The sequence below is a fragment of the Pseudarthrobacter sp. NCCP-2145 genome, assembly GCF_023708005.1.
GTDB lineage: Bacteria > Actinomycetota > Actinomycetes > Actinomycetales > Micrococcaceae > Arthrobacter > Arthrobacter oxydans.
This window is the reverse complement of record NZ_BRCG01000006.1, coordinates 18,886-39,693: the sequence shown is the minus strand read 5'-3', so window position 1 is coordinate 39,693 and position 20,808 is coordinate 18,886. Positions and strand designations below refer to the sequence as shown.

18 protein-coding genes, 1 tRNA gene and 1 pseudogene are annotated in these 20,808 nt (G+C 62.6%); 9 read left to right on the top strand and 11 right to left on the bottom strand.

Going from position 1 to position 20,808, the window contains the following annotated elements; genetic code table 11:
• Window positions 1–31: 31 nt before the first annotated feature.
• Together NFU08_RS06785 and NFU08_RS06780 are read left to right on the top strand one after the other, a co-directional pair.
• The gene (locus NFU08_RS06785; protein ID WP_251421663.1) at window positions 32–2,089 is read left to right on the top strand and encodes a site-specific DNA-methyltransferase; all 2,058 of its coding nucleotides are present in this window, start codon (window positions 32–34) and stop codon (window positions 2,087–2,089) included.
• Window positions 2,086–5,019, top strand: a complete 2,934-nt coding sequence (locus tag NFU08_RS06780) for a DEAD/DEAH box helicase family protein (RefSeq protein WP_251421661.1) — start codon at window positions 2,086–2,088, stop codon at window positions 5,017–5,019. Before NFU08_RS06785 ends, NFU08_RS06780 begins: the two co-directional genes overlap by 4 nt.
• A gap of 415 nt (window positions 5,020–5,434) precedes the next feature.
• Here NFU08_RS06780 and NFU08_RS06775 read toward each other — a convergent pair whose 3' ends face one another.
• The 8 genes and pseudogenes from NFU08_RS06775 to tmk form a co-directional block, all read right to left on the bottom strand.
• The gene (locus NFU08_RS06775; RefSeq protein ID WP_251421658.1) at window positions 5,435–5,689 is read right to left on the bottom strand and encodes a hypothetical protein; all 255 of its coding nucleotides are present in this window, start codon (window positions 5,687–5,689) and stop codon (window positions 5,435–5,437) included.
• Between the two features lie 218 nt (window positions 5,690–5,907).
• Window positions 5,908–6,234, bottom strand: a complete 327-nt coding sequence (locus tag NFU08_RS06770; RefSeq protein WP_251421654.1) for a hypothetical protein — start codon at window positions 6,232–6,234, stop codon at window positions 5,908–5,910.
• Window positions 6,215–6,546, bottom strand: a pseudogene (locus NFU08_RS06765) (hypothetical protein). The gene NFU08_RS06770 and the pseudogene NFU08_RS06765 overlap by 20 nt, the downstream one beginning before the upstream one ends.
• An 824-nt stretch (window positions 6,547–7,370) precedes the next feature.
• Complete coding sequence (locus tag NFU08_RS06760; RefSeq protein ID WP_251421652.1) at window positions 7,371–8,042, bottom strand: helicase associated domain-containing protein; 672 nt, start codon at window positions 8,040–8,042, stop codon at window positions 7,371–7,373.
• A 390-nt stretch (window positions 8,043–8,432) separates the two neighbouring features.
• Window positions 8,433–8,505, bottom strand: a tRNA-Thr gene (locus tag NFU08_RS06755).
• Between the two features lie 103 nt (window positions 8,506–8,608).
• Window positions 8,609–10,174 carry an alpha/beta hydrolase gene (locus NFU08_RS06750; protein ID WP_251421649.1) on the bottom strand — a complete coding sequence of 522 codons (1,566 nt, stop codon included), beginning with the start codon at window positions 10,172–10,174 and terminating at the stop codon, window positions 8,609–8,611.
• A 16-nt stretch (window positions 10,175–10,190) separates the two neighbouring features.
• A complete protein-coding gene (locus tag NFU08_RS06745) occupies window positions 10,191–11,333 on the bottom strand; it encodes a DNA polymerase III subunit delta' (RefSeq protein WP_174178648.1) in 1,143 nt (380 codons plus the stop codon).
• The gene (gene tmk / locus NFU08_RS06740; protein ID WP_174178646.1) at window positions 11,330–12,028 is read right to left on the bottom strand and encodes a dTMP kinase; all 699 of its coding nucleotides are present in this window, start codon (window positions 12,026–12,028) and stop codon (window positions 11,330–11,332) included. The genes NFU08_RS06745 and tmk overlap by 4 nt, the downstream gene beginning before the upstream one ends.
• A gap of 114 nt (window positions 12,029–12,142) precedes the next feature.
• Between tmk and NFU08_RS06735 the strand changes: the two genes are divergently transcribed.
• Together NFU08_RS06735 and NFU08_RS06730 are read left to right on the top strand one after the other, a co-directional pair.
• On the top strand, window positions 12,143–13,333 hold the full coding sequence (locus NFU08_RS06735; protein ID WP_174178644.1) for a PLP-dependent aspartate aminotransferase family protein: 1,191 nt from the start codon (window positions 12,143–12,145) through the stop codon (window positions 13,331–13,333).
• 9 nt (window positions 13,334–13,342) lie between these two features.
• Entirely contained in the window at window positions 13,343–13,696 is a 354-nt protein-coding gene (locus NFU08_RS06730; protein WP_174178642.1) for a DUF2516 family protein, read from the top strand.
• A gap of 95 nt (window positions 13,697–13,791) precedes the next feature.
• Here the strand turns inward: NFU08_RS06730 and NFU08_RS06725 are convergent, their stop codons facing one another.
• Window positions 13,792–14,628 (bottom strand): class I SAM-dependent methyltransferase, encoded by an 837-nt coding sequence (locus NFU08_RS06725; protein WP_397425342.1) that lies wholly within the window; start codon window positions 14,626–14,628, stop codon window positions 13,792–13,794.
• Window positions 14,629–14,725: 97 nt separating this feature from the next.
• Here NFU08_RS06725 and NFU08_RS06720 point away from each other — a divergent pair, with 97 nt between their 5' ends.
• Window positions 14,726–15,472: a phosphoglyceromutase gene (locus NFU08_RS06720; protein ID WP_251421643.1), complete on the top strand. Its 747-nt coding sequence runs from the start codon at window positions 14,726–14,728 to the stop codon at window positions 15,470–15,472.
• Window positions 15,473–15,683: 211 nt separating this feature from the next.
• Here NFU08_RS06720 and phoU read toward each other — a convergent pair whose 3' ends face one another.
• On the bottom strand, window positions 15,684–16,346 hold the full coding sequence (gene phoU, locus NFU08_RS06715; RefSeq protein WP_104189080.1) for a phosphate signaling complex protein PhoU: 663 nt from the start codon (window positions 16,344–16,346) through the stop codon (window positions 15,684–15,686).
• 205 nt (window positions 16,347–16,551) lie between these two features.
• Between phoU and NFU08_RS06710 the strand changes: the two genes are divergently transcribed.
• Window positions 16,552–17,796 carry a cell wall metabolism sensor histidine kinase WalK gene (locus NFU08_RS06710; protein WP_174178762.1) on the top strand — a complete coding sequence of 415 codons (1,245 nt, stop codon included), beginning with the start codon at window positions 16,552–16,554 and terminating at the stop codon, window positions 17,794–17,796.
• Entirely contained in the window at window positions 17,793–18,473 is a 681-nt protein-coding gene (locus NFU08_RS06705; protein WP_066273817.1) for a response regulator transcription factor, read from the top strand. Before NFU08_RS06710 ends, NFU08_RS06705 begins: the two co-directional genes overlap by 4 nt.
• Before the next feature lie 126 nt (window positions 18,474–18,599).
• Here NFU08_RS06705 and NFU08_RS06700 read toward each other — a convergent pair whose 3' ends face one another.
• The gene (locus NFU08_RS06700) at window positions 18,600–19,163 is read right to left on the bottom strand and encodes a hypothetical protein (RefSeq protein ID WP_374724860.1); all 564 of its coding nucleotides are present in this window, start codon (window positions 19,161–19,163) and stop codon (window positions 18,600–18,602) included.
• Window positions 19,164–19,420: 257 nt separating this feature from the next.
• On the opposite strand from NFU08_RS06700, the gene NFU08_RS06695 reads away from it, so the two are divergent.
• Window positions 19,421–19,903 (top strand): CarD family transcriptional regulator, encoded by a 483-nt coding sequence (locus NFU08_RS06695; RefSeq protein ID WP_011690592.1) that lies wholly within the window; start codon window positions 19,421–19,423, stop codon window positions 19,901–19,903.
• Window positions 19,904–20,024: 121 nt separating this feature from the next.
• Window positions 20,025–20,807, top strand: a complete 783-nt coding sequence (gene ispD / locus NFU08_RS06690) for a 2-C-methyl-D-erythritol 4-phosphate cytidylyltransferase (RefSeq protein WP_251421640.1) — start codon at window positions 20,025–20,027, stop codon at window positions 20,805–20,807.
• The last annotated feature ends 1 nt before the right edge of the window (window position 20,808 follow it).

Sequence of the window (20,808 nt, the reverse complement as noted above, 5' to 3'; positions counted from 1 at the left end):
AAATGTCAATATTTTCAGAAGTTGGGGAACCTTGAGTAAGTCGTTGCTGGAACAGCTGCCCGGCATTGTGGCAGAAGGTAAGCGGAGAGCCGCACAGATCCTGGAAGGACTGGAGGGACGGAACCGCGTTACTCTGCAGTCTCGAGAACTTGTTGTCCCGAGCAAGGACGTAACTGAAGCAGATCTCTTCAAGCACTTGGACGGAAACCACGGTTTGGGAAGGGTGAATCGCCTCATCTACGGTGACAACCTTCTGGCCATGGCCGCTCTGCTCGCAGGCGACCAGGACAATCCTTCGCTGCGTGGCAAGCTCGACTTGATATACATAGATCCGCCGTTTGACTCCAAGGCGGACTACCGGACGAGAATCACCTTGCCCGGCAAGACCATCGACACTCGCCCGACGGTCATGGAACAGTTCGCCTATTCAGACACCTGGTCTGATGGCACGGCGTCGTACTTGGCCATGATCACTCCACGGCTCGTTTTGATGCGTGAACTACTTACTGACAAGGGCTCCATCTACGTGCACTTGGACTGGCACGTGGCGTCATACGTCAAGATCATTCTCGACGAGTTGTTCGGCAAGGAGAACTTCGTAAACGATATCTCGTGGAAGCGATCCCATGCCCACGGGGACTCCGGACAAGGCGCTTCTCACTTTGGACGCGTGACTGAGAGCATCCTGTTTTACGGAAAAAGTGCAGACAGGTACTGGTCGCCACCATACGAGGCCTACACCAACGAAATCCTTGCTCGCGACTACAAGCATGTGGATCCATCAAACGGTGAACGTTATCGATTGATGCCCGTTGACGGACCCGGCGGGGCAGCCAAAGGAAACCCCTACTATGAGTTTCTTGGCGTAAAAGGATATTGGCGCTATGCGCAGAGCACTATGCAGGCGCTGTACGACCAGGGTGAAATCGTGCTTTCCTCAACCGGAAAGTCACTAAGCCGAAAGAGATATTTACGGGACGCCAAAGGTACCCCGGTGACAGATTTCTGGGGAGACATTAATCGGATTAGTCCCACTTCGGGAGAGCGTCTGAACTATCCCACCCAGAAACCTGAGAAGCTACTCGAAAGGATCATCGAAACGTCATGCCCTCCGGGTGGGATCGTTGCTGATTTCTTTGCCGGTTCGGGAACAACGGCTTCTGTCGCTGAACGAACCGGTCGAAACTGGGTCGCTTCGGACCTCGGAAAGCCATCGGCGATGATCATGCGTAAGCGGCTGATCGATCAAAATGCCAAGCCTTTCCTCTTCCAAGCCATCGGAGATTATCAGGTCGAACAGGCTAAGTCCGTGCTGGGGCGGAAGTACCGAGTTGGAGAATTGGCCCAAGTCATACTGCGGCTGTTTGGCGCTGTTCCTTTGCCCCCTGAAATCAGCCAGGGCGGAGCATTGGGCAGGATCCCCGATGAGAAAGCATTGGTAATAGCCACGAGTCCCAACGCCGTTGTAACGGGCTCAACCCTCAAACGGGCACAACAAGCCCGGCTGACAGTCATGGGTGGATTCGACAAGGTGTATGTGCTCGGTTGGAACTTCGCTGACTCAATTGGCCAAGACATACAGGCTCTCAATGACGACCGACTTGAGGTCCGTGTTATTCCGCCAGACCTCCTAGACCGTCTCAAGAAGAAAGGCTCTGTAGAAAAGCTGGTGGACGAAGTTCGATTTTCTACCATGCAGTACATCAATGCTGCGGTTACCAACAGGACGCAGAAGGGTGAGTCAGAGAGATTGACGGTCGAGCTCCAGAACTACGTTCTCCTTTCGCCGGATGCAATCAATCTCGATGACAAGAGCCGCAGCCAGCTCCTGGAGGTCATGAATGCGGAGCCCTTGGCGCTGCTAGAATACTGGGCCGTCGACCCGGACTATGACGGCCAGATTTTCCGTTCCTACTGGCAGGACTATCGGGAAAACACTGACAACGATGGTGACCATCTGCGAGTGACAACAACGGCACATATAGACCTAAACGTTAAGCCAACAGCCCGCAGGGTATGCGTCAGAGCCGTTGACGTCTTTGGTTATGAGTCTGAAGTCATCATCGAGAACGTTGAGGTTACGAAGTGAGCGCTAATGGTGAATTGTTCCCCTTGGCGAAAGCCCTCAGTCAAATCATTGACGACCAGATACCCGACATTGTCAAAGGCCAAGATACGGCACTCATGGAGGAAGTTACGCCCGTAACTGCCGAGCTTCTGAAGTATTGGTTCCAGGATGACTTCGTGCAACTGAGAACCATGAATTTCCATGCCGGGCAACGAGCTGCGATCCTGCACGTCATTTACGCGCACGAGGTACTTAAAGCAACCACTTTGGAGAGCTTGTACCGCAAGCTCGCTCCAGATGCCCTTCTGAACGGTGACACCTTGGGGGAGGTGACCCGGAGCCAAAATCAGCATCCAAAATACGCAGCGAAGATGGCCACAGGCACGGGCAAGACCTGGGTCCTCAATGCGCTGATGATCTGGCAGCACCTGAACGAACGGGAATACTCGAATGACAGCCGGTTCAGTTCGAACTTCTTGATGGTCGCGCCAGGACTCATTGTCTACGACCGGCTGCTGGACTCGTTCCTTGGCAAAGAACGAGAAGGGATTCGCGATTTTGAAACCTCGGATATCTTCCGAAACCAGGATGTCTTTATTCCTGACAACTATCGCGACCAAGTGTTCAGCTTCGTCCAGTCCTCTGTCGTAACCAAGGAAAACATCGGCAAAAAAGTCACTGGCAGTGGCCTGATCGCCATCACGAACTGGCACCTCCTGGCGGGGGTCGAAGATCCTGAGTTCGTACCGGAGACGCAAGCGCCCGGTGCTGACATCGATGCCAAAGCCGCTGTCGAGAGTTTCGTACCTCTAAGCCCTGGGACCAGTGCCGCAAACTCTCTCAACACATTGGACCGGAACTATGTCCGCGGAGGCCCTCTCGACTGGCTGAGGGACCTTCCTTCACTTGTCGTTTTCAACGACGAAGCACATCACATCCACTCTATTCGCAAGGGACAACAAGTTGACGAAGTCGAGTGGCAGAAGAGCCTGACAGAGATCGCCTCAACGAAGAGTGACCGCTTCGTGCAGGTCGACTTTTCTGCGACACCCTTCAATGAAACTGGCTCTGGAGCAAGGAAAGGCCGGCGCTACTTTCCACACATCATCGTCGACTTCGACCTTAAGGAAGCGATGAAGTCAGGGCTCGTTAAGGCGCTAGCGCTGGACAAGCGTAAGGAAGTAGCCTCGCTTCCACTCGACTTCAACGCTGAGCGTGACGACAAAGGCAAAGCAACGGGCCTATCTCAGGGACAGCGAATCATGATCCGGGCAGGGCTGACGAAACTCGCCATGCTGGAACAAAGCTTCCACCATGTTGACCCTTCAAAGCACCCAAAACTCATGATCATTTGCGAAGACACGTCTGTCACGGGCTTTGTGGAGGAGTTCCTCGATTCCGAAGGGATGGCCCATGACGATGTGCTGACGGTGGACTCCAACCGCAAGGGCGAGATGTCGAAGGCGGACTGGGAGAAGACCCGCGAAAGGTTGTTCGACGTCGATCGCCATCAGCACCCTAAAGTCATCGTAAGCGTACTTATGCTCCGCGAAGGTTTCGACGTAAACAACATTGCCGTCATCGTGCCGTTGCGCTCCAGCAAGGCACAAATACTCCTCGAACAGACCATTGGCCGCGGTTTGCGCTTGATGTGGCGCGGGGATGAGCAAATTGACGAAATGAAACGCGAGACGCGTAGGCGTATCGCTAACAAGCTTGAACCCGATAATTACTTTGATGTGCTCTTCATCGTGGAGCACCCGGCCTTTTCCGACTTCTATGACGAGCTCATGAGCGAGGGCCTGGCTGGCGAGATTGGGGGTGCCGACGGAGCTACCGCACCAACGGGCGACCTGGAAATCGTTGAGTTGAGGGAGGGGTACGAAGCCTTTGATTTCCACGTTCCGATGATGGTCCGAGACCGCGAAGAGGCCCTCAAGAGCCCCACGCTTGATCCCTACCGACTCCCCGTATCGCGCTTTCCATTTGCCGACGCCAAGTCCTTTGTAGGAAAGGGAGACCGCTTCGTTTCAGTGGATGCGCAGACCAAGACGCAATTCGGCGACTACCGCGTAGACGGTGGGGTTATGACCGCTACCGGTTACAACGACTACCTCTCGCGTCTTACGGTGCGGATTACGGAAGCCCTAGGCGGTGCTCGCTCAGAGATGACAACTAGCGCCAAAAAGTACAACTCACTGGCAGAGTACCCCTTCCTTCAATCCTTCCGACCTGAGATCTTGGGTTGGATCGATACGTACATTCGTAACCGCTTCTTTGGCCAAGTAATAAACCCCCTGGAGGACGAGAACTGGCGTGTCCTCCTGACTGATGCCGTCACCAATGAGCTCGCAGGGTACATGGCAAGTGCCTTGGTCAAATCCCTAAGCCAAGAGACGGTGAAGGTGGCTGAAGTCAACTACAGGAGCCTTTCGGAGGTACCAGCGCTTAGCGTCCGCTCCACTTCTTGCGTCGAAGTAGCGAAGTGCATCTACCCCAAGCTACCCGTCCCCACCCATGGCGGCGGCCTGGAACGAAAGTTCCTTGAATGGGCGAACAACGACACGTATACAGAAGCGCTTTGCAAGATCAGTGAATACAAGCACACCTTCCTCCAGCGGCCTTACCTGAAAGCCGATGGGATGCCGGCACGATACTCACCAGACTTCCTGGTGAGAACAGCTGAGATGGTCTACATAGTTGAAACCAAAGCTGATTCAGCTCTCTCAGACATCAACGTCCACCGAAAGCAGGCTGCTGCCATTGCGTGGTGCGAACAGATTAATGAGCTGGAGCCATCTCAGCGCAATCACCGCCGGTGGGCATACGTTCTTCTTGGACAGCAGGCCGTAGAAACGTCGATCGCCGGCAACGAGCGAGCCTCGGATCTCCTCGACCGTACACGTCTTCGCTCTAAGGAAGAAGAAGAAGCGCAGCAGCAGATTTGGTGAGTAGCGGACGTGCGCGGACGAGGGAATTTTGTTCTTCGTCCGCGGCACGTTCGTTGGCCAGAAACTGCGCCAGCTCCTCATCTGTTGGTTCTCTGCTGGCGGCAGGCACAATAGCGGGAGTCGCGGGTAGAAAGTCATTGATGGATAGCTGACCGTCAAGTGGATGGGCGACATGGCCTTTGTCATCGTGTTAGTCTGTCATGCCGCAACTATGCACATTCTTGGGCCCTTCATATCGGGGCGGTGCCAAATAGTGACGGCTATCGAATAGCGCGGATCACTATGGCTTTAGAACCTTCAGAAAGCTGAGCTTCAGCAGCTGCTCTGGCTTTTTCGTACGTCGCACCTTTGGATTCGATGTAGCTGAGCTGGCTGTCATGACCTCTACGGTCAGGGTTACTTTTACGCGCATATCCTAGGCAACTGCTCTGGCTGAGGTGCTTTCCAGCGCTGCCGGCAGCGTTGGCCGGTGTTTCTCTTTGCACCGGTCTAGCGGACGTGCCCCGCCCAGGCCCAGGGCCGGCAAGGCAGCCCTGAAGGCGACCATGCGCTGCTGCAGCGCCTCAAAGTCCAGCCGGTCCCGGTTCCAGATGACGGCTTCGCCGTCCAGGACTACGCCGGGAGGCACCTGCTCTGCGAGAGCTTCGGCCAGACCAGGCAGGACCTTCATAGGTTTTTGTGCTGCCTTGACCAAAGCGTCACGTGATCACTGGCAATATAAGCGCTGACCCGGCCCACTTCGGTTCATATCGGCTGCCGCCAGACAATGCGGCCTCAGTAGGCATCGAATCAACGGCCTTAGCCAGGGCCAGCGACTCGGGCGGATGCAGGGCCGGGGGCACGTCCCTCTGTCATAGCGCCACGCTACAGCCGCCAGCCCTGCCGGGCTTAGGCGGCGGCCGCCGCGATGTCCGTGATGGCTGCGAGCAGCCACTGCTCCGACAGTGGGTCGCGGCGCAGCTCGAACGTGCGCAGCGCAGAGGTTGAGGTCAGTCGGACTTGGAGTTGCCAGTGTTCGATGCTGACCAGGTCACCGCAGCCAACCGGGGCCCGCCTGTTGGTGTTCCACCAGTCGGCGCGGGTAAACCAGCGCACCGGCTCGGCGGCCACGGCCCAGATCTGGCCGTCATATCTGACGGCCAGGGGAATGCCTTTAGCCGTGAACCGGACCTGCACGGGGACATCCAGGGGATTATCACTTGCTGTTCTTGCCACGCGTCCGCTCTCCCAAATTCCTGTTCATCATTTCCTCCCGGCGGGTGACCGCCGACTCCACACCCAGGTCCGGTACGTGACCGGCCCGTCCTTCCACGTCACTTCGGCTGCCTTCGCTGTCCAGGCAAACACTTCGCCGTCCACCAGCTCCGCGCAGTTCGGGAACCGGACCCACGCCTTTACCGGGATGCCCGGGTACCCGTTCTTGACCGGAAAGTGCTCGAAGTCGAGCTCTTCCACGGTTAGCCCGAATGGGCCGGCCCGCCGTGCGTACTGCGCCTGCAGCGCGACCTGAAAACTCTCGGAGGACATACCGCAACTTTAGAACATATGTTCGAATTGACACACCAAAGAACGGCGGCCACGGTGCTGGCCGCCGGCTCTCATCATCGGGGAGAGGTACGACACCCAGGCCGGGGTTATACCCAGTGGGGACAGCTTTGAGCTATGCGGAGGGCTCCCCCTGCCCGCCAATGGGCATACCCCGGGGCAAGAGCCCTGGTCTCCTCTGCGCTGCACCCAGGAGATGGTCCTTCGCTGCGCTTCGGCCTGTAAATGCTTGTTTTCCCTTACACCTGGCTGGGTTGTTCTTCGTACAAGGCCGCTGATCGTAGCCGTCCGGGGGCCCGACCCATCAATCCAGGGCTCCCTTATTCCGCGGGATTCTCCGGGGTTGACGGCCCACCCTCGACCGGCTGCGTCAGCGGGGGCCTCGCACGGCGGGGCAGGAAGGAGGTGGCTACATGAGCATCGACGAAGCGATCAGGCTCGCGACAGCGGTCATCGCTCTGCTCTACACGCGGAACGCACTCTTAAGGAGCAAACGCTCCCGAGCGACAACTCGGAAGCGTAAGCGTAAAGCAAGGAAGTAGGTGTAGCTACGAACCTGGTGGTAGTGACCGCGAAGGTTGCGGCCACCGGCTCCTTCCCAGACTAAGTCCTACTCAACGATAACGAAACCCTCATGGAACCACTGACCATCATCAACTTCGTGCTCTCCCTGGCAGCGCTCGGCGCTTCCATCACCGCCTACCGCGCCACCTCGAAGACCCGAAAGGACCAGGAAACCTAACCCACATGCCGGCCGGGGCGGCTTGGCCGAACTGGTCAGGCCCGCACCAGGCGCCCGCGACGCCCTAGGTTGGGAGGATCGGGCGTCTGCGGCCGCCACGGTGACCACGGCCCTGCCGCCAGCCCGGCACCAGCCGGTTCAGCTTGTCCTCCTTTGCCGGGTCCATCCTGCCGGCGCGGTAGTCGATCCGTTGCTGGTGCAGCCAGACCCCCAGGGTGCGTTCGTCCCGGTCGTCCGTCTTCTGGTGGCGGGGCCACTCGCCACCGGCGGCGCGGATCCGCTGAAGCTCCTCCAGCCGCTGCTGCCAGCGCTGCGCATCCTGGGCTTTACGCATCGAGGGCGCATCCCAGCCTGGAATGACCGCCAGCGCGTCCCGGTACACGGGGGAGAGAGTCCCATCGGAGGATTGCCGGCGACGGTTCGCCAGCCATGATCCCAACGCCCGCCCCCTGGCCGTCTTCCCGTGCCCGACAGGCAGGCGCCCCTGGGCCTCGTAAAAGGCCAGGACGGCGGCAAGGTTCCGCAACCCGGCCTCTGAGGTCCGCGGTGCCGGCTCCGCCAGCGTGGCTTTGTGCTCGTCCCGGATATCCGGGTCCTGCTTCGCTGCGAGCTGCAGGTGGTACCGGACCGTCGTTTCCGCGACCCTGGCCCAGGCCGCGATCTTCGATGTCGGCGTCCCCTGCCGGTACAGCTGGACGAATTCGGGGTCGGGAGCTGTGCGCTTCGCATCCGTCATCGCGTTGCCTAATCTCCCCTCGTACACCTGCAACCGGCCCCAAGCCTAAAGGAAGTATCGCTCCGCCGACAGCGCAGCGCTGTCTTCCCCATTGGGGGTTTTGGCGCACTTCGCTGCCATTGGGACGTCTGGTAGCTCCGCCGGGGTTATTGGGATCAGCAGGCCTGACCTGCGCGAGCTGCTTCTATACGGCTGGGAGGCTGGGAAACCACCGGCTATGCCAAAGGACCCTTTGAGGGTTTAGGGGGCTTGGGAGGCCAGTCTAGGTGACGAAAAAGTGACGAAAGCGTCGATGATCGAGCGACATCTGAGGGAGTGCATAGGAATCGTGGGATGTCAATTAACCAGCGAAAAACCCCTAGAACCCTTGAGTCCTAGGGGTTTATCCCGAGCTTCCTATCAGAATCGAACTGATGACCTTTTCATTACGAGTGAAACGCTCTACCGACTGAGCTAAGGAAGCACCGCACGAATCTCCGGCAAAACCGGGCGCTTCATGCAAGAGTCAACTGTAATAGAGTCCCGGCGCCCGGGTCAAAATGGGCGCCCGGGACAGGGTGAGGCCTTCAGCACACCGTGTTGTCGGCGGGAACCTGGCCGCTTACCAGATAGCGGTCCACGGCGTCCTCGATGCAGCTGTTGGACCGGCCATAGGCGGTGTGGCCTTCGCCTTCCCACGTGAGGAGTGCAGCGTTGCCCAGCTGCTTGCGCAGCGATGACGCCCATTCCACCGGGGTGGCAGGGTCGCCGGTGGTGCCGATGACAACGATGGGGGAGCCGCCGTCGTATTCCACCGGCGACGGCGTGCGCACGCTCTCATACGGCCAGTCCACGCAGTTCGTGCCTCCGTATGCAAAGAAGTACCCGAAGGTGGGTGAGTCCTGCATCAGGCGCTGCTGCTCCGCACGCATGGCGGCTGTATCGGACTCCATGGGGTAGTCAAGGCAGTTAATGGCATTGAAGGCGAAGGTGGAATTGGACGTATACGTCCCGTTGGAAGAGCGGTCGGCCCCCAGGTCTGCGAGCCGCAGCATGAGGCTGACGTCTCCCGTCATTGCCGCTTCCAGGGCCTGGGTGAGGGCGGGCCAGCTTTGGTCGTTGTACAACGGCGTGATCAGGCCGCTGACGAACATGGTGGCATTCACCACCCGCCCGTCCTTGGCGGTCCGCGGCGTTTGCTGGACCGCGGCGATCAGGTCGCGGATCTGCTGGACGCCGGAATCCACGTCCCCGCTCAGGGGGCAGCCGTCCTGGCCCTGGCAGCTGGCAACATAGGCGCGGATTGCCTTCTCGAACGCACGGGCCTGCCCGCTGGTCAGCTCTTCGTTGCTGATGGAGGGGTCCAGTGCTCCGTCCAGCACCATTCTTCCCACGTTGTCAGGAAACAGGGAAGCGTAGGTTGAGCCCAGGAACGTGCCGTAGGAGTAGCCAAGATAGTTGAGTTTCGGATCATTGACCACGGCCCGAAGAATGTCCACGTCCTTTGCGGAACTGACCGTATCGATGTTCCCCAGCACCGGACCCGTCTGCTCCTCGCACTGGGCCGCAGTCGCCTTGTTGTCCGCCAGGACCTCGGCAAGTCCGGCATCGGTTTCGAGGTCGTAGATCTTGGCCCTCGCGGCATCCCGTTCGGCGTCGGTCATGCACGTGACGGGGGCTGAGCGTTTCACGCCCCGGGGGTCAAAGCCCACAAGGTCGTAGGAGTCCCGCACGGCCTGGGAAAAATGCGTCCCGGCCGCATCCTTGACGAAGTCATAGCCAGACGCGCCTGGACCGCCAGGGTTGACCAGGAGGCTGCCGGTCTTCTTTCCCGTGCTTGGAGCCCGCAGCGCGGCAATCTGGATTGTCTCGCCGTCGGGGTTGCCGTAGTCCATGGGCACAGTCACGTTGGCGCACTGGAACTCGTTCTCGCACCGCTCCCAGACGACCTCCTGGGAGTAGAACTCCTCGAGCCCTTCCGGTGCAGACGCCACGATCGACGGGTCCGCCTTGGCGGTGGCCGCCTCCTGGCTGCGGTCTTCACCATTCAGGAGGCTGCAGGACGCCAGGACCATGGCCAGGACCATGGCCCCGAGGGCGCGGACGCCGGCCGCCGCGAATCGCGGGCGTACTGGCAGGGGGCGGGCAGTCATCGGTCTCCTTGAAGGGCTAGATCAGGCTGGCTGCCATGGACTCAATGGTCAACAGCGGTGCAACGTTGGTGGTGGTGATGCGTTCGCGGGCTTTGTTGATGGCGTCCATCCGGGCGAGCGTTGATTCCGGCGTGGAGCGGTTGGCGAACTCCTCCAAATCACTCCTGAGCTCAACGTTCACGAGCTCCACGGCATTCCCGAGCTGGATGATCAGCACATCCCGATAGAAGGACAGGAGATCCGTCAGCGTCCGGTCCAGCGAGTCCGTGATGGACCGTTTGGCCCGCCGTTTCTGGTCGTCCTCCAGCTGCTTTACCTGGCTGCGCATGGCCGGAGGAAGCGTCCCGGAGTCCGGTGCGCCCAGTGTTGCCAGCAGCGCGGCCTTCTCCGCGGCGTCCCGTTCCTCATTGGAACTGTTGGCCTCTGCGGTGGCGATCTTGACCAGCTTGTCTGCCATCATCACTGCCGCGGTGACGCCCCGCAGGCCGAGCGGAAACCGGACAGTTTCCAGCCGGCGTTCCCTGGCGGCGGGGTCGCGCGCCAGCCGGCGGGCGATCCCAACATGGCTCTGCGCCGCCCGGGCCGCACGCTCAGCGAGCGCCGGATCCACGCCGTCGCGCTTCACCAGCAGGGCAGCGACGTCAGCGGCAGGCGGCAGCCGCAAAGCCACGCTGCGGCAGCGCGAGCGGATGGTCACCAGGACGTCCGCCGGGGACGGGGCGCAGAGCATCCACACGGTCCGGGGAGTGGGTTCCTCGATGGCTTTGAGGAGGACATTCGTGGTGCGCTCGGCCATCCGGTCCGCATCCTCCACCACGATGATGCGCCACCGGCCTGTCGAGGGCCTGTTGCCGGCGGTGGCCACCAGCTCCCGGGCTTCGTCAATGGTGATGGTGACCTTCTCGGTCCGGACGAACGTGACATCCGAATGGGTCTCACCCAGGATGGTCAGGCAGGCGGAGCAGCGGCCGCATCCGCGCTGGCTGACGTCGTCCTGGTCGCAGTTCAGTGCCGCGGCAAAGGCCTTCGCCGCGTTCGAACGCCCGGAGCCCGGCGGGCCGGTAAAAAGCCACGCGTGCGTGAGCCCCTCGCCGCTGGAGGCCTGCCGCAGTTGTTCGACGACGGCGGGTTGCCCTTGCAGGTCGTCCCACACCGTCACGGCCGGCCACCTGCCGACGGCTCATGTCCCGGAAGAATATCTGCCGGGACGCCGTGGTGCGCGGCCAGGAGACTGTCCACTCCTTCGAGGATGCGCTCCGCCAGCCCATCGACCGGGTGGTGGGCGGGCAGCACGAGGTATGACTCCGGACGGCTGCGGGCCAGCTCCAAAAAGGCATCCCGGATACGGGTATGGAAGTCATCAGCTTCAGATTCCAGCCGGTCTTCGGCAGCATCGCCGGCTGTCCGGCGGCGGCGGCCAACGGCGGGCTCGACATCCAGCAGGACGGTGAGGTGGGGCTGCAGGCCGGAGGTGGCCCACTCGTTAAGGGACCGTACGGCGTCCTCGCCCAGTCCGCGTCCTGCCCCCTGGTAGGCCACCGATGAGTCGATGTAACGGTCCGTCAGGACGATCTCGCCGCGTTCCAGGGCGGGCCGGATGACCTGGGCGGCGTGCGCGGCCCGGGAAGCGGCAAAGATGAGCGCTTCCGTGCGGGCATCGATGTGGCCGTGGCCGTGATCAAGTACCAGCGAACGCAGTTTTTCGCCGATGGGAGTTCCGCCCGGCTCACGGGTACGCAGGACGGTGAGGCCCCGGGATTCCAGGGCTTCTGCAAGCCGGGCAGCCTGCGTTGATTTGCCGGCGCCGTCGCCGCCCTCAAACGCGATGAAAAGCCCGGCCCTTTGATTGCTCACCCATCAAGCCTACCGATCCCCGCTGACAAAACCGATCGGGCCTGTGGACGGAGGCCGGTGCCCCTGCGGGTAACAGCTTTCCGGGGGACTGCTGCCGGACAGTACGCTTTCACCATGAGTCTCTCCGAACAGCAGGCCGGCGCGCTGTCAGCCGAAACGGTGGTGGTTGCGGCCGGACGTCCCCCCAGGGAAAGGGACCAGCCGGTCAATCACCCTGTCGTCCTTTCCTCCACATACTTTGGCACCGGAGCCCTCGGGGACGGCGACCGCGGGTACGGCCGGTATTCCAACCCCACCTGGGATCCCTTCGAGGAGGCGCTCGGCCAGCTTGAAGGTTCCAAGCTGCCGGGGCTGCTCTACTCGTCGGGGCTTGCGGCGGTCAGCTCGGCCCTTTCCCTGATCCCCCCAGGGGGAGTGCTGGTCATGCCAATGCACAGCTACTCCGGGTCCTTGGTGATGGCTTCCGAACTGGCGCAGAAGGAATTCGTCGAACTGCGCACCGTGGACATCGCGGATACGGACGCCGTCAAGGCCGCCCTGGCACCGAATGGACCCAACGCCCGTGCTGCTTCCATGCTGTGGCTGGAAAGCCCCACCAACCCCATGCTTGGCATCGCCGATATCGAGGCCCTGACGTCAGCCGCGCACGCTGCCGGCGCCATCGTCGTCACCGACAACACCTTCTCCACGCCCCTTGTCCAGCAGCCCCTGGCCTTGGGGTCCGACGTCGTCCTGCACTCGGTGACCAAGTATCTGGCAGGCCATTCCGACGTCGTCCTGGGCGCCCTGGTGACGTCCAACGCAGACATCCGCTCGGCCCTGCTCCACCACCGGACCATCCACGGCGGGATCGCGGGACCGTTCGAGGCCTGGCTGGCGCTGCGCGGACTGCGGACGCTGGCGCTGCGGATAGAACGCTCCCAGGCCTCTGCCACGGTGCTGGCTGAACGCCTTGGCGCACACCCGGCCATCGAGTCCATCCGGTTCCCTGGCCTGACCGCGGATCCCGGCCATGAACGGGCCAAGGTCCAGATGAAGGGGTTTGGCTCCATCATCTGCGTGCAGGTTGCCCCCGCCGCAGGACTGAGCGGCGCTGACACTGCCGACAAACTCGTCCGCGCGCTGCAGCTGTGGCTTCCCGCGACGTCGCTGGGCGGCGTTGAGTCCCTCATCGAACGCCGACGGCGGCACACCGCCGAGCCGGCGAGCGTTCCGGAGAACCTGGTGCGGCTGAGTGTGGGAATCGAAAACGTGGAGGACCTCTGGTCCGATTTGAAGCGGGCGCTGGACTCGCTGGGCGGCTAGGCTGGGCTTGTGGACGGTGAACTGATTATTCGGCCTGTAGAGCAGGCAGTGTTCTTTATTCTTGCCCTGGTGGCGCTCGGCCTTGAGCTGTGGGCTGTAGCCGACTGCGCCCGGCACCGTGCCAACGCGTTCGAGGCCACGGGCAAAAGGACCAAGACTTTCTGGCTCGCACTGACCGGCGGTGCAGCCCTGATTGGTGTCATCTCGTTCTTCGGCAGCGGAGGCGGCTTTTTCGGCACGCTCGGCCTGTTCGGCCTCGCGGCCGTAGTGGCCGCGTCCGTTTACCTGGCGGACGTGCGGCCGGCAGTCAAGGACGCAGGCCGGGGCGGCAGCCGCAACACCGGCCCCTATGGTCCCTGGTAGCCAGCCGGTGGACTGAACGCGCCTTTCGCAGCACAACCCACCCCGGGTTTCCCAGGGCCGCGAGCCTGCCCGCAGGGACCCCGCTTCCGGCGTCCTCAGGCCAGGGGAGCCACGGCGTCCCACCCCACGGTGAGCTCGCCCAGCCGCCACCGGGCCGGCCCGTCCTGCACCGGCCAGCCCGCGTCCCGCAACGTCCGGCACATGCCCTGCCACCGCTGCCTGTTCCCGAAGGACGCGAGCGGCGCGCACCCCAGCCATGCCCGGTCCATGGCCTGCATCAGGGCGTGGACCGGTTCTCCGGGAACGTTGCGGTGGATCAGGGCCTTGGGCAGTCTTTCGGCAACGTCCGAAGGCAGTTCGAAGCTGCCGAAACGGACTGAGATGCTGAGGGACAGCGGCCGTTCGGCGTCAAGCGCCACCCACGTGACGCGCCGCCCGATCTCATCGCAGGTGCCGTCGATGAACAGGCCGCCAGGGCTCAGGCGGTCCTGAACCAGCCGCCAGATACCGGGAACATCAGCTTCCTCGTACTGCCGCAGGACGTTGAACGCCCGTACCAGGACCGGCCGTCCCGCCACGGGCAGTTCGAAGCCGCCCACGCGGAAGCTCAAGCCGGGCCGTTGCAGGGGGAGGGCGGCGCGGACGCGTTCCGGCTCAATCTCGATTCCAACGACCTGCACATCCTGGCGGACGGCAGCCAGCCGGTCAAAGAGTTCGACGGCGGTGGCGGGCGTCGCGCCATATCCCAGGTCCACCACCAGGGGGTCGGCGGCGTTCCGGAGCCGCCAGGCCTGCGGGCCGGCCAGCCAGCGGTCCACCCGGCGCATCCGGTTGGGATTGGTGGTTCCACGGGTCACGTTGCCCACCGGCCTGCCGGTGCTTTTCCTGCCGGAAATCTGCGGGGCAGTCACCCGTTCAGCCTTTTGCACCACGGCCCCACCTTATCCCCGCAGCCGGAGGTGCCGCGTCCCCGGGGCCGGGCTTGTAACGCTGGGCAGGCGGCGGCGGCGCTCGGCTAGGATGAAAATCATGACTTACAAGCTGATTCTGCTGCGCCACGGCCACAGCGAATGGAACGCCAAGAACCTGTTCACCGGCTGGGTGGACGTAGACCTCAACGACCAGGGCCGCACGGAAGCAGCACGCGGCGGCGAGCTCCTGGTTGAGAACAATGTTCTCCCGGACATCCTCTACACCTCCCTGCTGAAGCGGGCCATCAACACGGCCAACATCGCACTGGACAAGGCCGACCGCGGCTGGATCCCTGTAAAGCGCGACTGGCGCCTGAACGAACGCCACTACGGCGCCCTGCAGGGCAAGGACAAGGCCCAGACCCTCGCAGAGTACGGCGAGGAGCAGTTCATGGAATGGCGCCGCTCCTACGACACCCCGCCGCCCCCGCTGGACGACGACTCCGAGTTCTCCCAGGCGCACGATCCCCGCTATGCGGACCTGGGTGACGCACTCCCGCGCACGGAATGCCTCAAGGACGTCCTGGTCCGCCTGCTGCCGTACTGGGAGTCGGACATCAAGGAGGACCTCAAGGCCGGCAAGACCGTCCTGGTCACGGCCCACGGCAACTCCCTGCGTGCCCTGGTCAAGCACCTGGACGGCATCAGCGACGAAGCCATCGCCGGCCTGAACATCCCCACCGGCATCCCGCTGGTGTACGACCTGGACGAGAACTTCCAGCCCATCAAGCCCGGCGGCACCTACCTTGACCCGGAAGCCGCGGAACAGGCCATCCTGGCGGTAGCGAACCAGGGCAAGAAGTAAAACTTCGCGGTTCTTCGCCGGGTGCTCGGTCGTTCGCCCCGACGTCTCCCTAGCCTCGCAAGCTCGGCCAGGGAATCCCGTCGCCGGGGCCCACCCTTGGACGCACTCCGGCCGAAGAACGCGCTGCGTCAAAAGTGAAACAACGACGGCGGGCTGGTCACCTGGGGTGGCCAGCCCGCCGTCGTTGTTCCCGAAAAACTCCCGAGAATTTTTAGCTGTGTTCTGTCCCGGTGGGCTGCCAGGCACCGGTCACCAGGTAGGTGACCTTCTGGGCCACCGAAACGCCGTGGTCCGCGAAGCGTTCGAAGTAGCGGCTGGCGAGGGCAACATCCACCGTGGTGGCGGGCGATTCCTTCCACTCCGGTGCGGCGATGGCCTTGAAGACGCTGAGGTGGAGGTCGTTGATGGCCGTATTCGCCTTGAGGATATCCCTTGCCACCTCCAGGTCGCGGGTTTCCAGGAGGACAGTCAGCTTGTCGGCGATTTCCTGGTCCAGCTCGGCCATGCGCTTGAAGGTGCCGGTCATGGATTCCGGAATGACGGTGGACGGGTAGCGCAGGCGTGCCAGCTGGGCAATGTGCCGGGCAAGGTCGCCCATCCGCTCGAGGGAGGCGCTCATCCGCAGCGAGCCCACAATCATGCGCAGGTCGCTGGCCACCGGCCCCTGCAGCGCCAGGATGTCGATAGCGCGCTCGTCGAGGCTGTTCTGCAGGAAGTCGATGCGGGCGTCCGCAGCGATGACGTCCTGCGCAAGGTCTACGTCCGCCACTTCAAAGGAGGTGGTGGCCTTGTCCATTGCTTCGCTGACCAGCCGGGAGATCTCCACGAGCTGGTCGCCGACCTGGGTCAGCTCTTCCTGAAAAACCTTACGCACGTGGGCGTCCTTTCCTTGTAACTCCCGCCGGGCCCGGTCCGGGCAGCGGGAATCGCGTCGCCAATCGGCACTCCAACTGGCTACTCTGCCAGCACCGGGTAAACGGCGAGGCCCTTGAAGGTGAACGTTAGTTGAACCGTCGCAGGAGGAGGCCCGGACGCGCCGATCAGCGTCTTCCAGAGCATAAGGTGGAGCTGTGGATCCTATGCTCATCGGCTTGGTGGCCGGCCTTGTCGGCCTGGCGCTCGGCACGTTCGGGGTGCTCGCGTACCGGGTCAGCGAGCGGCAGCGGCAACTGCTGGACGTGGACACTGAAGAGCCGGCCCTGCCGCCGGGCGCTGCCGAGGTGCTGGCCGTCGTCGGCCGCGCCTTCGTGGTGGTTGACGCCGTGGACGGCGTGGTCCGGGCCAGCCCGGCAGCCTACGCCTACGGCCTTGTCCGCGGCCACACTGTGGTCCACAAGGAACTGCTGGACATGACGGCGGGTGTCCGGCGCGACGGCGTCATCCTGGAAAAGCAGCTGGAGCTTCCCCGTGGCCCGCTCGGCCAGGGAACCATCATCGTCCAGGTCCGGGCCGCCATGCTCGGTGAGGAATACATCCTGCTGCTCGCGGATGACCGCACGGAGATCACCAGGACCGAAGAGATCCGGAACGATTTCGTCGCCAACGTTTCCCACGAGCTGAAAACCCCCGTGGGCGCCATCTCGCTGCTCGCCGAAGCCCTGGAGTCCTCGGCGGATGATGAACTTGCCGTTCGGCGCTTCGCCAAACGCATGCATAAGGAGTCAGGCCGGCTGGCCGCACTGGTGCAGGACATCATCGAGCTGTCCAGGCTGCAGGGGGCGAGCGTGGCGCAGCAGGGCAGGCCGGTTGACGTCAACGCCGTCATAGCCGAGGCCGTGGACCGGTCCCAGCTTCCGGCGGAGAGCAAGAACATCCGGATCGTGGTGGGCGGGCGGACAGACGCGAAGGTCTTCGGGGACCAGGACCTGCTGGTCACCGCCCTCCGCAACCTGATCGACAACGCCATCCGCTACTCCCCGGAAAATACCCGGGTGGGGATCGGCGTCCGCAGCAGGGAAGGCCTGGTCTCGATCTCTGTGACGGACCAGGGTGAAGGACTCAGCCCCGAGGACCAGGAACGCGTCTTCGAACGTTTCTACCGGGTGGATTCGGCACGGTCACGCCATACCGGGGGCACCGGCCTGGGCCTGAGCATCGTCAAGCACGTCGCCTCCAACCACGGCGGCGAGGTGACCCTGTGGTCCCAGCCCGGGCAGGGATCCACGTTCACCCTCCGGCTTCCCGAGATGGAAGGCCAGGACGGAGGGGAACAGGCGGATCCTGCCGCTGCCCCCGCCCCTGGCCTCCGGAAAAGCCTGGAAGAGCCACCTGTCACCCAAGGACCCGGCGCCGCCGGCGCAACAGAACGAGGAGCAACAGCTTGAGCAGGATCTTGATTGTCGAGGATGAGGAGTCGTTCAGCGATCCCCTGTCCTATTTGCTGGGCAAGGAAGGGTTTGAGGTGGAGGTCGTGGACAACGGCCTGGACGCCATCACCGAATTCGACCGGAATGGCGCGGACCTGGTGCTGCTGGATCTGCAGCTTCCCGGACTCTCCGGCACGGAAGTGTGCCGCCAGCTCCGGCAGCGGTCCAGCGTCCCGGTGATCATGCTGACGGCCAAGGACGCCGAAATCGACAAAGTGGTGGGCCTGGAACTTGGCGCCGACGACTATGTCACCAAGCCCTATTCCTCCCGCGAACTCGTGGCAAGGGTGAGGGCGGTACTGCGGCGCCAGGGCGAACCGGAGGAACTCGTCTCCTCCACCGTGCAGGCGGGGCCGGTCCGGATGGACATCGAACGCCATGTGGTCAGCGTGGGCGGGGAACAGGTGCTGCTGCCGCTGAAGGAGTTCGAGCTCCTCGAAATGCTGCTGCGCAACTCTGGTCGCGTGCTCACCCGCGGCCAGCTGATCGACCGTGTCTGGGGTTCCGACTACGTGGGGGACACCAAGACCCTGGACGTCCACGTGAAACGGTTGCGCGGAAAGATCGAGCCTGATCCGTCAGCACCGCGGTTTCTGGTCACCGTGCGGGGGCTGGGCTACAAGTTCGAGCCATAAGGCGCCGGCCCTGGCGGCCGGTTGACTTGCCGCAGGACAGGCGACAGTTGACGAATGACATACAAAAGGAGGGTCCGCCAGGCCCCTCCTTTTGTATGCGTGAATGCTGGCGGCCAGCGCGGCTGCCTAGTGGCCGTCGCCCCCGGCGGCTTCTTCGGATTCCGACGGCGACGGGCTGGCTGAGGTGGGTGCCGGAGTGCTCCCGGCCGGCAGGTACTCCTTGTATTCGGGCAGCGTGGTGTCCAGCACGGGAACCTTCACCGTGTTGCTGACGTTGGTGCCGTCTTCGCTGATCTTGACGTCCACGAGCGAGCCCGGGATTCCGCCCGTGGTGCTGAGGATGGCTTCGTCGGAGCTCTCGTTAAGCAGGGTGGAGGAGTTGGCCTTGACGGGAACTTCGGTCTGCGAACCTTCCGCGCCGTTGACCGTGAGGGTCACGTCCTGGGAAGAGGAGTTGTAGACGGCGCCGATCAGGCGGCCCGGCTGGTCCTCGCCCGCGGAGACGATCAGGATGTTCCGGAGCTGGAGCGGGCCGAGGTCGGCGATGATGCCGTCCGACGCCTGGTAACGGGCGGTGGTCTGCTGGGAATTGGTGTACCCGCAGCCCGACGCCAGCAGGCCCACGCCAAGGGCGGCTGCCGTCAGTGCCAGTTTGCCGCGCTGGGCCCGGGTCATCGCAGTGAAACGCACGTCGCGTACTCCTCAAGAGTCTTGAAACATTAATCACGCATAGCCTATCCGCAAAGCAGGCCAAACGCGGATTCGGCGGTGTCACATCACCCTTCCTTCAGGCCCCTTGCATGCACTATTATCCGTGTTCGTCAAGGGGGTGAAGGGGTCCGATTAGGCCTATTTTCCGCGTATTTCTGCGGTTCCCGGCTCTCTTCCCGGCCGGTCATATGCCTGAATCGTGATAAACTGGTCAGCGGGAAAGGGGAAATGTCCACATGGTATTTGAGGTCGGCGAGACAGTAGTTTACCCTCACCACGGTGCTGCGAAGATTGAAGAAATCAAGATGCGCACCATCAAGGGCGAAGAGAAAATGTATCTCAAGCTCAAGGTGGCCCAGGGTGATCTGACCATTGAAGTTCCAGCAGAGAACGTTGACCTTGTTGGGGTTCGGGACGTAGTGGGCAAGGAAGGCCTGGAGCACGTATTCGATGTGCTTCGTGCCGAGTTCACGGAAGAACCCACCAACTGGTCACGTAGGTACAAGGCAAATCTGGAGAAGCTTGCTTCCGGTGACGTCATCAAGGTTGCAGAGGTCGTTCGCGACCTGTGGCGCCGCGATCACGACCGGGGCCTTTCCGCAGGCGAGAAGCGAATGCTGGCCAAGGCCCGGCAGATTCTGATTTCAGAACTGGCGCTGGCTGAGAAGACCGACGAGGAGAAGGCCGCAAGCGTTCTCGACGAGGTCCTGGCTTCCTAAGAATTGAACCCCGGTGTCACCTATGTGGCACTGGGGCTTCTTTTTGCCCAAAAGCCGCACCTTAAGATTCAACCGCAGGTGCTCAGGCGCCCGCGGCCTGCAGGGACGTAGGCTAGTCCGCATGAGCGAAACACCCACCCGCCCGGTCACCGCAGTGATCCTGGTGGCAGCAGGTTCAGGGCAGAGGCTGGGCTACGGCATCCCGAAAGCCGCGGTGCCGCTGGGCGGCGAACCTATCCTGATGCATGCCCTCCGCGGCATTGTGGCCTCCGGAACCGGCAGCCAGGTGTGCATCGCGCTGCCCCCCGGAGAGGACACGCTCCGCCGGCTGTGCGAGGACTTCCGGCAGGAACTGGCCGACGGCGGTCCCCTCCTTTCCATCGTGGACGGCGGCGCCACCCGGGCAGAGTCCGTCCGTGCCGGCCTGGCGGCCCTGATGGACGGCATAGAGGCAGTGCTGGTGCACGACGCCGCCCGTGCCCTCACGCCGGAGTCGGTCTTCCACCGCGTCACTGACGCACTCGCCGCAGGGGCGGCTGCGGTCATTCCTGCCGTGGCGGTGGTGGACACCGTCAAGACGGTCGCGGCCACCACGGGGAAGGACGCCCACCTGGCGCCGGAGGTGGTGACCGGAACAGCGCCCCGCGAGGAACTCCGTGCGGTGCAGACTCCCCAGGGGTTCCACCTCGACACGCTGCTGAAAGCCCACGAGGCGGCGCGGGGCCTGGACCAGAACGAGTCAGCAGCGGTCACCGACGACGCAATGCTCGTGGAAATACTCGGGATCCCCGTCCACGTGGTCAGGGGGTCCACCCAGTCCCTGAAAATCACCACTCCGCTGGACCTTATCCTCGCCGAAGGGCTCCTGGAGGGCCCGCTCGGTGCGCGCTGGGTGGAAGGCTAGC

Coding starts and splice junctions, on each gene's coding strand:
- NFU08_RS06775 (WP_251421658.1), bottom strand. CDS start 5,689: ATGAAGGTCCTGCCTGGTCTGGCCGAAGCTCTCGCAGAGCAGGTGCCT.
- NFU08_RS06760 (WP_251421652.1), bottom strand. CDS start 8,042: ATGACGGATGCGAAGCGCACAGCTCCCGACCCCGAATTCGTCCAGCTG.
- NFU08_RS06750 (WP_251421649.1), bottom strand. CDS start 10,174: ATGACTGCCCGCCCCCTGCCAGTACGCCCGCGATTCGCGGCGGCCGGC.
- NFU08_RS06735 (WP_174178644.1), top strand. CDS start 12,143: ATGAGTCTCTCCGAACAGCAGGCCGGCGCGCTGTCAGCCGAAACGGTG.
- NFU08_RS06720 (WP_251421643.1), top strand. CDS start 14,726: ATGACTTACAAGCTGATTCTGCTGCGCCACGGCCACAGCGAATGGAAC.
- NFU08_RS06710 (WP_174178762.1), top strand. CDS start 16,552: ATGCTCATCGGCTTGGTGGCCGGCCTTGTCGGCCTGGCGCTCGGCACG.
- NFU08_RS06695 (WP_011690592.1), top strand. CDS start 19,421: ATGGTATTTGAGGTCGGCGAGACAGTAGTTTACCCTCACCACGGTGCT.
- ispD (WP_251421640.1), top strand. CDS start 20,025: ATGAGCGAAACACCCACCCGCCCGGTCACCGCAGTGATCCTGGTGGCA.